We start from the raw sequence: 9,524 nt of genomic DNA, 5'->3' as shown, positions 1-9,524 counted from the left end.
TCATGAGGTTAGCGGCACTCACCGAGATCAAAAACGCCGCTAACCTCATGATCAACGGGGGTGGCGGGTAGGGCGGGCGTCAGCTGCGGAGGATGTGGGTGAGGGTGGCGGCGGCTTGGGCGACCTGGGTGTCGGTGACGTCCAGGTGGGTGACCAGGCGGGCCGTGCGGGGACCGAGCACCGAGATCAGTACGCCCTCGGCACGGGCGGCGGCGGCCAGGGTGGGCGCGTCCAGCGGGGCCTTGGTCAGATCCAGCGGAACGATGTTGGTGCGTACCGTGGTGGCCAGCACCCCGAACGGGGCGACCGCCTCCGCCAGTCGGGCCGCCTTCGCGTGATCGGCCGCCAGCCGGCCGACGTGGTGAGCCAGGGCGTGCCGACCGGCGGCGGCCAGGATGCCCGCCTGACGCATCCCACCACCCATCCGCTTGCGGATCACCCGACCCCGTTCGATCCGGTCGGCAGCGCCAACGACAAGTGAGCCGACCGGCGCGCCGAGCCCCTTGGACAGGCAGACCGACAGGGTGTCGAACAACGCGCCGTAGGTGGCCAGGGGCACCCCGTCGGCGACGTGCGCGTGCCAGATCCGAGCACCGTCGCAGTGCAGCGCCAACTGCCCGGCGTCCGCGACCTGGCGCAGCTCACGCAGCGAATCGAGGGGAATCACCCCGCCGCCGCCACGGTTGTGGGTCTGCTCCACCGCGATCGCCCGGGTGGGCACCGCCCAGTAGCCGTCGGGACGCACCATGCCGGCGATCACGTCGGGGTCGAGCTGGGCACCCACCGCAGGCCAGGTTCGCGAGGTGACCCCGCCGTACGCGGCAGCGGCCCCCATCTCGTACGTGACCACGTGCGCGTCGGCATCGCAGAGCAGCTCGGAGCCGGGCGGCACCAGCAGTTGCAGGGCGATCTGGTTGGCCATCGACCCGCTCGGGCAGAACAACGCCGCCTCGTGCCCGAACATCGCGGCGACCTCGACCTCCAGGGCCTGCACCGTGGGGTCCTCGCCGTAGACGTCGTCACCCACCTCGGCGCTGGCCATGGCCTGCCGCATCGCGGCCGTGGGCCGGGTCACCGTGTCCGACCGCAGGTCGATCAGGTCAGCCACAGTCGCCCCTTCGGCTGCCGACCGCGGGGCTCGCGAGCTCACTCCTCGCGTCAGCCACGGAGCATCTCCGCGACGAGGAAGGCCAGCTCCAGCGACTGCTGGGTGTTCAGCCGAGGGTCGCAGGCGGTCTCGTAGCGGTCGGGCAGGTCGAGGTCGGCGATGCCCTGAGCACCGCCGAGGCACTCGGTGACGTCCTCGCCGGTCAACTCGACATGCAGACCGCCGGGGTGGGTTTCCAGGCCACGGTGCACCTCGAAGTAGCCCAGCACCTCATCGACGATCCGATCGAAGTGGCGCGTCTTGTAGCCGTTGGACGATTCGTGGGTGTTGCCGTGCATCGGGTCGCACTGCCACACCACCTTGGCTCCGGCGGCGGTCACCTTGGCCACGATCGGCGGCAGCGCGTCGCGGACCTTGTGGTTGCCCATCCGGCTGATCAGCGTGAGCCGGCCGGGGATGTTGTCCGGGTTCAGCTTCTCGCACAGCTCGATCGCCTCGTCCGGGGTGGTGGTCGGGCCGAGCTTGACCCCGATCGGGTTGGCGATGCGGGAGATGAAGTCGATGTGCGCCCCGTCGATCTGCCGGGTGCGCTCACCGATCCAGAGGAAGTGCCCGGAGAGCCCGTACGGCCGGCCACCGGAAACCCGGGTCAACGCCCGGTCGTACTCCAGCGCGAGGGCCTCGTGCGAGCAGTACAGGGTGACCGTGCGCAACGCGTCGTCCTCGGTCATCCCGCAGGCGCGGATGAACGCCAGGGCCCGGTCGATCTCCCGGGCGATCGCCTCGTACCGCTCGCCGGCCGGCGAATTGCGCACGAAGCCCTTGTTCCAGTCGTGCACCGCGTGCAGATCGGCCAGCCCGCCGGCCAGGTACGCCCGCAACATGTTCATGGCGGCGGCCGAGTTCGCGTACGCCCTGATCATGCGCTGCGGGTCGGCGACCCGCGCCTCCGGCGTGGCCTCCAGTGAGTTGATCATGTCACCGCGGTAGGCCGGCAGGCCCCGCGCGTCGGTCGGCAGCGACCGGGGCTTGGTGTACTGCCCGGCCACCCGGGCCACCTTCACCACCGGCAACGACGCGCCATAGGTCAGCACGATGGCCATCTGCAGCAGCGTGCGGGCGTTGGCCAGCAGGTGGCTCTCGGTGTTGTCGGCGAAGGTCTCCGCGCAGTCACCGCCCTGGAGCAGGAACGCCTTGCCCTCGCAGACCAACGCCAGACGCTGGCGCAACTGATCGACCTCGTACGGGGCGACCACCGACGGCACGGTGTCGAGCACCTTGCAGACCTCGGCGACCTGGGCCGCATCGGGCCAGGGCGGAGTCTGGGCGCGCGGCAGCTGTCGCCAGCGGTCCAGGCCGAGAGCCTCGTCCTCGGCGGAGTCGACGGTCGGGCGGCTGGTCTGCAGCACCGGGCTGCCCACCGCCGGATGACTCAACTGATGCCACTCATGGCGCATGGTATTCAGCGTACGGCGACCAGCCGGACGGGCCACCGGCGAGGGGCCGGGTTCCGGCAGATGGACGACCCTCGACGGTGGCGCAGGTCAGGGCGTCGGCGCCGGCGCCGGACTGTGCGCGCCCGGCCGCTCGTCGGAGATGCACCAGTCGAGCCCGTCGCGAGTGACGGTGAACAGCAGCGGGCGGGTCGCCTTCTTCTTGCCGACGGTCACCGTGACCGCGGTGCTGACCTCCTGCCCGGACGGACCGGGCCGGATGTCGGTGATCTCGGACCTGGACACCTTGAAGTGGTCGGCGAAGTCGCCGTTCGGCTCGGTGGCGGCGGCGTCGAACGCCTCGTGCAGCACCGCGCAGAGTTGGCTGCGCCCGGCCGCCACGTCCTTGGCGGTCATCGCGTCTAGGTACGCCTGGACCCGCTCGCGGGACTTCAGGGTGGCCTCCTCTGCCGGCGCCCGCCCCGGTTGCTCCGTCTCGGGCTCACCGCCGACGAGCCCGCAGCCGACGAGCGCGAGAGGCACGGTGGCGAGCAGCGCGATGGCGCTCGCCGGACGCCGGTTCCTGACCCGCATCGTCACCTCCCTCGACGCCGGACATCGAGACATGGTCGAGCGGCGAGTCTGTCACACCGCCGTCCGGGCATCGAGATCGACCCCGGGCACAGCGGACGGGGAGGGGCCGGTGCGGGGCCCCTCCCCGTCGTGTGGGTGGTGCGTCGGCCGTCGGCTCAGCCGAGGCCGCCCTTGATGGCGCTGATCAGCTCACCGTTACTGGTGTCACCGGAGAGCTCCCAGAAGAAGGCGCCACCGAGGCCCTGGTTCTTGGCGTACGTCATCTTGCCGCCGATGGTCGACGGGGTGTCGTAGCTCCACCAGTTGCTGCCGCACTTGGCGTACGCCGTGCCGGCGACGGTGCCGGTGGCCGGACAGGTGTTCTTGAGCACCTTGTAGTCCTCGATGCCCTGCTCGTAGGTGCCCGGTGCCGGCCCGGTCGCGGTGCCGCCCGGCGTGGACTGGGTGACCCCGGTCCAGCCACGGCCGTAGAAGCCGACGCCGAGCAGCAGCTTGTTGGCCGGGATGCCCTTGCTCTTGAGCTTCTGGATCGCCGCGTCGGACCAGAAGCCCTGCTGCGGGATGCCCGAGTACGAGTACAGCGGCGAGTGCGGGGCGGTGGGGCCCTGCGCGTTGAAGGCGCCGAAGTAGTCGTACGTCATCGGCATGATCCAGTTGAGGTGCGTGGCGGCACCGGCGTAGTCGGTGGCGTCGATCTTGCCGCCGTTGCTGCCGTCGGCGGTGATCGCGGCGGTGACCAGGTTGTTCGAGCCGAACCGGGCGCGCAGCGCGCTGGCCACGTTCTTGAACGCGTTCGGGCCGCTGGCGTCGCAGGTCAGGCCACAGGCGTTGGGGTACTCCCAGTCGATGTCGATGCCGTCGAAGACGTCGGCCCAACGCGGGTCCTCGACCAGGTTGTAGCAGCTCTCGGCGAAGGCGGTCGGGTTCTGCGCGGCCTGGGTGAAGCCGCCGGACCAGGTCCAGCCACCGAACGACCAGATCACCTTGAGGTGCGGGTACATCTTCTTGAGCTTGCGCAGCTGGTTGAAGCTGCCACGCAGCGGCTGGTCCCAGGTGTCGGCGACGCCGTCGACGCTCTCCGCCGCGGTGTACGCCTTCTCGTAGTCGGCGTAGCTGTCCCCGATGGTGCACCGGCCGCCCGTGGTGTTGCCGAAGGCGTACAGGATGTGGGTCAGCTTCGCGGCCGAGCCGCTGGTGTGGATGTTCCGCACGTGATAGTTGCGGGCGTAGACGCCCCACTGGGCGAAGTAGCCGACCACCTTCTGCGCACCCGGGTTCGGCGGCGTGGTGGTCGGAGGCGTGGTGGTCGGCGGGGTGGTCGTGGGCGGCGTGGTCGTGGGTGGGGTCGTGGTGGGCGGTGCGGTGGTGGTCGGCGGGGTGCTGCCGCCACCGCACGAGGCGCCGTTGATGGTGCAGTTCAGCGGCGCCCGGTACGCGCCGGTGCCGTTGTAGCCCCAGCTGAAGGAGGCGCCCGGGGCCAGCGCACCGGCCCAGCTCTTCTTGACCGCCACATAGCGGTTGCCGTTGCGGGTGACGTCGGCGTCCCAGAAACTGCCGATGCTGGTGCCTGACGGCAGCTCGAACTCGATGCGCCAGGTGCTGACGCTGGCGTCCGACCCGTTGGTGATGGTGACCCGCGTTTCGTGACCCGTACCCCAGTCCGACACCCGGGTGAACGAGGCGGTCACGCTTCCGGCGCCGAACGCCGAGGCCATCGGGACCGTGGCGACGGTCACCGCGACCACGGCGCCGACCCAGAGGGCCCGGCGAAGCGATCTCTTCATGTGGCGTCTCCAAACAGTTAGGAAACTTTCCAAAAGGATGAGGAGACGCTACTCACACGCCACCACTTCGTCAAGATGTCCATGTATCGATTGGGCGAGGAGGCCAGATTGGACTCCCTCCGGCGTCACCGCCGGTCAGAGGTCGGGTACCGATCGGTAACTTCACCGCAACCCGCATCGCCTGCGCCCATCGGCTGGGCCCGGCGCGGCCCGGTGAACGTTTCTGGAAACCGCACTAGCCTCGGAGGTATGACCGTCTTCGACATTCCGATCGGTGCCCTCGCCGGTGGCCCGGCCGACCTCGCGCAGTACCGCGGACGCGCCCTGCTGATCGTCAACGTCGCCTCGCGCTGCGGCCTCACCCCGCAGTACGCGGGCCTACAGGCCCTCCAGGACGAGTACGCCGACCGTGGACTGACCGTGCTCGGCGTGCCGTGCAACCAGTTCGCCGGCCAGGAGCCGGGCAGCGCGGCGGAGATCAGCGAGTTCTGCCAGGTCAACTACGGGGTGACCTTCCCGATCACGGAGAAGGTCGACGTGAACGGCCCCGACCGCCACCCCCTGTACGCGGCCCTGGTGGACACCGCCGACGCCGACGGCCACACCGGCGACGTCCGGTGGAACTTCGAGAAGTTCCTCGTCGCTCCCGACGGCTCCGTCGCCGCCCGCTTCGCCCCCACCGTGACCCCCGACGACCCCACCCTCCGCGCCACCATCGACAAGAACCTCCCCGCGTAACCAGCTGTCGCCTCGTCGATCATGCAGTTGTGGTCGCTCTTTTGAGGCTTTCGCGTCCTTATGGACCGACCCGAACTGCATGATCGACGAAGAGGGCGGAGAGGGTGCGAGGCGCATCAGGTTCGGGACAGGTCAGCGTGGTGGAGGGGTGAGGTATGGCGACGGTGGGGTTGATCGGCAGCGGGCACATCGGTGGGACCGTGGCACGGCTGGCCGTGAACGCCGGCTATGACGTGGTGTTGAGCAACTCACGCGGGCCGGAGACCCTGACCGACCTGGTCGACGAGCTGGGGCCGCAGGCGAGCGCCGGCACCGTCGAGGCCGCGGCTCGCGCCGGTGACCTGGTGGTGGTCACCATTCCGCTCAAGTCGTACCGGTCCGTGCCGGCCGAGCCGTTGGCCGGCAAGGTCGTCATCGACACGAACAACTACTACCCGCAGCGGGACGGCCAGATCCCCGAGTTGGACGAGGGCAGCGTCACCAGCAGCGAGCTGCTACAACGCCACCTGCCGCAGTCCCACGTGGTGAAGGCGTTCAACAACATCTTCTTCAAGCACCTGCTCACCCTGGCCCGGCCCGGCGACGCCGCCGACCGCAGCGCGCTGCCGATCGCCGGTGACGACCCGGAGGCCAAGGCAACCGTGACCGACTTCCTGGATCGGATCGGCTACGACACGGTGGACGCGGGCACGCTCGCCGACAGCTGGCGCTTCCAGCCGGACACCCCCGCCTACGGCGTCATCTACTCTGCCGACCCGGCGCGCGGGGAACAGGAATCCCCGGCCGGTGCGGGCGTGCTGCGCGCCGCCCTCGCAGACGCCGGCTGACCCGGCCACAGTCCGACACCCGACGTCGTCCGCGGGGGCGCCGGCGCCACAATTCCGGCAACGGTCGAGATTCGTCGATTTCCGGTTCCGCCGTCGGCGGAATCAGGCGCGCCGGACCGTGTCGATGTCATGGAGATTCCGTCTCGGTCCCATGGAGATTCCATGTAGATCTCGCGAATATCCACGCCGGCCAAACATGACGGGCGCGAGCCGAACCGCCGGACCGAGACGCGAACCACACCCAGAAATGCTGCGCCGTCAGCGACCAAAACGGCACCACCAGCCTCGGCGGACACCTGGTGCCAACATGGGCGAAGAACTCATTCGGGTGACAACAGCGGGCAAAACATGATCATGCCGGTGCTGGTATACGCCCTAACGTCCCGAATGTCATGGGTCGGAGATCCGGTCAGCCACCCCGACCCTCGTTACCAGAATTGCGCGTCGGTTGCCAATATCCAGCCGAAATAACATCGACCTTCATCGGTGTACACCTTTACAACGAGGCGACAACGCGCTGGCCATCGGGATTGCCGTTCACGGAAAAACCTCGGGTAGGGTCGAGGCTCGCTTACCTGGGCTGTCGTGACTTCGGCAGGCCCATGGCAACACCTGGTGTCGATAGCAGTGCACCTTCGTGCGTTGCCCAAGAAAGCTGCCCGCGTACGCATGCCCCTTGGAATGGAGACCGTGTCCGCACTCAGAGTGAAATCCCTCTACAAGGTCTACGGGAGCCGCGCCGACAAGGCGGCGGAGATTCTCCGCACCAGCGCGGGCCGGGACGAGAAGCTGGCAGGACTACCGGTCACGGCTGCGGTCGTCGACGCGAACTTCGAGGTCAGACGCGGCGAGATCTTCGTGGTCATGGGTCTGTCCGGCTCGGGGAAGTCCACCCTGATCCGGATGCTCAACGGGCTGCTGTCCCCCACGCACGGCACGGTCGAGATCGACGGGGTCGACATCACCAAGCTCAAGCCCGCCGCGCTACGGAAGCTGCGCCGCGAGAAGATCAGCATGGTCTTCCAGCACTTCGCGCTCCAGCCACACCGGTCGGTGTTGGACAACGCCGGCTACGCGCTGGAGATCGCGGGCCTGCCGCGCGCCGAGCGCCGGGAGAAGGCGCTGCAGGCGCTCCGGATGGTCGGACTCGACGGCTCAGCGGACAAACTGCCGCAGGAACTCTCCGGCGGCATGCGCCAGCGCGTCGGCCTGGCCCGCGCGCTCGCCGCCGGCACCGACATCATGCTCATGGACGAGGCCTTCTCCGCGCTCGATCCGCTGATCCGCCGCGAGGTGCAGGACCAGTTGCTCGGGCTACAGGCCGAACTCGGCAAGACGATCGTGTTCATCACGCACGACCTCAACGAGGCGATGCGCCTCGGCGATCGCATCGCGGTCATGCGTGCTGGCCGGATCGTCCAGATCGGCACCGCCGAGGAGATCCTCACCGACCCGTCCAACGACTACGTCGCCCAGTTCGTCGCCGACGTCGACCGGACCAGGATCCTCACCGCGTCGGCGGTCATGGAGCGACCGCTCGGCGTCGTGGACGTGAACTCCGGCCCACGGGTGGCCGCCCGGGTGCTGCGCGAGACCCAGACGTCGGCCGTCTACGTCACCGGCCGGGACAAGCGGTACCTGGGCACGGTGACCGCCGACGCCGCCGCCCAGGCGGTCCGGGACGGCCGGAAGAACCTCCAGGAGATCGTCTCGACCGAGTACGCCCACACGGTCGAGGACACGACGCCGGTGGCCGACATCTTCGCCGCCTCTGCCCAGAGCCCGGCACCGGTCGCCGTGGTCGACAGCGCCGGGCGGCTCGCCGGCGTGATTCCGCGGGTCACCCTGCTGAGCGCCCTGGGCAACCTCAGCACCGACACCGGCGAGACCACCGCCACCCCCGGGCCTGCCGACGAGACCGGTACGGCTCCGGCCACTGACCCGACCCGGGCCGTCGGCACGGCCGGCACGGCACCGACCGGAAACGGCGACCCGACAGCGGAGGTGCCGGCCCAGGTGGTTGCCGAACCATCGGTCCGGCTGACGGGAGAGCCCGCATGAACAGCGCCGACAGTATCGATGACCTGCTGCCGTACGTGCGGATCGGCGACGCGTTCAAGGTCGGCGTCGACTGGTCCAGGGATCATCTGTCCGCCGTCTTCGACGGCATCGCCTCCGCCGTCGATTCGCTTGTCGAGCCGCTGGTGGACCTGCTGACCGCGCCCCCGGCGATCGTCATGGTACTGATCTTCGCCGGCCTCGGCTGGTGGCTGCGAGGCTGGAAGTTCGGTCTCGGCACCACGCTCGGACTCGGCCTGGTGGCCGGGTTGCCGATCTGGGAACAGACGATGAGCACACTGGCGCTGGTCCTCGTCGCCAGCGGAATCGCCCTGTTGCTCGCCGTACCGCTGGGCATTCTCGTCGCGGAGAGCCGCCGTGTCTCGGCAGTCGTCCGGCCGGTGCTGGACCTGATGCAGACGATGCCCGCGTTCGTCTACCTGATCCCGGCCATCTTCTACTTCGGCGTCGGCGCCGTGCCCGGCGTGCTGGCCACCGTGGTGTTCAGCATGCCGCCCGGGGTACGCCTGACCGAGTTGGGCCTGCGCCAGGTCGACCGCGAGGTCATCGAGGCCGGCGAGGCGTTCGGCGCGTCGCCGTGGAAGATCCTGCTGCGGACCAAACTGCCACTGGCCCTGCCGACCATCATGACCGGCGTCAACCAGGTCATCATGCTGGCCCTGTCGATGGTGGTCATCGCCGGAATGGTCGGCGCCGGCGGGCTCGGTGAGGTGATCATGACGGCGCTCGCCCGGGTCCAGGTCGGCGCGGGCTTCGAGGGCGGCATCGCCGTGGTGATCCTGGCGGTGGTCCTCGACCGCCTCACCGATTCGATCGGCGCGCGTACCGCCTCCGCGAAGGCGCAACGCGCCATGCAACAGGCCTGACCCCACGTCCTGACCCACGCGGGGAAGTCACCGGTTGCCGGCGCCCTGCCTCGCTACCGCGAGTTCCGCCGGTTCACCGCAACAAGGGAAGGAAA

At 69.2% G+C, this 9,524-nt stretch carries 8 protein-coding genes; 4 read left to right on the top strand and 4 right to left on the bottom strand.

Features of this window, described 5'->3' with window-relative positions; genetic code table 11:
• Nucleotides 1-79: 79 nt before the first annotated feature.
• The 4 genes from KBX50_RS23410 to KBX50_RS23395 form a co-directional block, all read right to left on the bottom strand.
• A complete protein-coding gene (locus KBX50_RS23410; RefSeq protein ID WP_210939814.1) occupies nucleotides 80-1,108 on the bottom strand; it encodes a low specificity L-threonine aldolase in 1,029 nt (342 codons plus the stop codon).
• 50 nt (nucleotides 1,109-1,158) lie between these two features.
• Nucleotides 1,159-2,565 (bottom strand): class II 3-deoxy-7-phosphoheptulonate synthase, encoded by a 1,407-nt coding sequence (locus KBX50_RS23405; protein ID WP_210939813.1) that lies wholly within the window; start codon nucleotides 2,563-2,565, stop codon nucleotides 1,159-1,161.
• 87 nt (nucleotides 2,566-2,652) lie between these two features.
• Nucleotides 2,653-3,135, bottom strand: coding sequence for a hypothetical protein (locus tag KBX50_RS23400; RefSeq protein WP_210939812.1), 483 nt, complete (start codon nucleotides 3,133-3,135; stop codon nucleotides 2,653-2,655).
• Between the two features lie 155 nt (nucleotides 3,136-3,290).
• Entirely contained in the window at nucleotides 3,291-4,919 is a 1,629-nt protein-coding gene (locus KBX50_RS23395) for a glycosyl hydrolase family 18 protein (RefSeq protein WP_210939810.1), read from the bottom strand.
• Between the two features lie 249 nt (nucleotides 4,920-5,168).
• Between KBX50_RS23395 and KBX50_RS23390 the strand changes: the two genes are divergently transcribed.
• From KBX50_RS23390 to KBX50_RS23375, 4 genes are all read left to right on the top strand, one after another.
• Nucleotides 5,169-5,657: a glutathione peroxidase gene (locus KBX50_RS23390; RefSeq protein ID WP_210939808.1), complete on the top strand. Its 489-nt coding sequence runs from the start codon at nucleotides 5,169-5,171 to the stop codon at nucleotides 5,655-5,657.
• A 155-nt stretch (nucleotides 5,658-5,812) separates the two neighbouring features.
• The gene (locus KBX50_RS23385) at nucleotides 5,813-6,484 is read left to right on the top strand and encodes an NADPH-dependent F420 reductase (RefSeq protein ID WP_210939806.1); all 672 of its coding nucleotides are present in this window, start codon (nucleotides 5,813-5,815) and stop codon (nucleotides 6,482-6,484) included.
• A gap of 681 nt (nucleotides 6,485-7,165) precedes the next feature.
• Nucleotides 7,166-8,545 (top strand): glycine betaine/L-proline ABC transporter ATP-binding protein, encoded by a 1,380-nt coding sequence (locus KBX50_RS23380; protein ID WP_210939804.1) that lies wholly within the window; start codon nucleotides 7,166-7,168, stop codon nucleotides 8,543-8,545.
• A complete protein-coding gene (locus KBX50_RS23375) occupies nucleotides 8,542-9,429 on the top strand; it encodes a proline/glycine betaine ABC transporter permease (RefSeq protein ID WP_093401190.1) in 888 nt (295 codons plus the stop codon). Before KBX50_RS23380 ends, KBX50_RS23375 begins: the two co-directional genes overlap by 4 nt.
• The last annotated feature ends 95 nt before the right edge of the window (nucleotides 9,430-9,524 follow it).

The organism is Micromonospora sp. C51 (genome assembly GCF_018070435.1).
GTDB classification, from domain to species: Bacteria; Actinomycetota; Actinomycetes; order Mycobacteriales; family Micromonosporaceae; genus Micromonospora; species Micromonospora sediminimaris.
This window is presented reverse-complemented; position numbering and strand designations above follow the sequence as displayed.

Excerpts from the sequence above, each read along its gene's own strand:
- KBX50_RS23375 (WP_093401190.1), top strand. The coding sequence starts at position 8,542 with ATGAACAGCGCCGACAGTATCGATGACCTGCTGCCGTACGTGCGGATC.
- KBX50_RS23380 (WP_210939804.1), top strand. The coding sequence starts at position 7,166 with ATGGAGACCGTGTCCGCACTCAGAGTGAAATCCCTCTACAAGGTCTAC.
- KBX50_RS23390 (WP_210939808.1), top strand. The coding sequence starts at position 5,169 with ATGACCGTCTTCGACATTCCGATCGGTGCCCTCGCCGGTGGCCCGGCC.
- KBX50_RS23400 (WP_210939812.1), bottom strand. The coding sequence starts at position 3,135 with ATGCGGGTCAGGAACCGGCGTCCGGCGAGCGCCATCGCGCTGCTCGCC.
- KBX50_RS23395 (WP_210939810.1), bottom strand. The coding sequence starts at position 4,919 with ATGAAGAGATCGCTTCGCCGGGCCCTCTGGGTCGGCGCCGTGGTCGCG.
- KBX50_RS23385 (WP_210939806.1), top strand. The coding sequence starts at position 5,813 with ATGGCGACGGTGGGGTTGATCGGCAGCGGGCACATCGGTGGGACCGTG.
- KBX50_RS23405 (WP_210939813.1), bottom strand. The coding sequence starts at position 2,565 with ATGCGCCATGAGTGGCATCAGTTGAGTCATCCGGCGGTGGGCAGCCCG.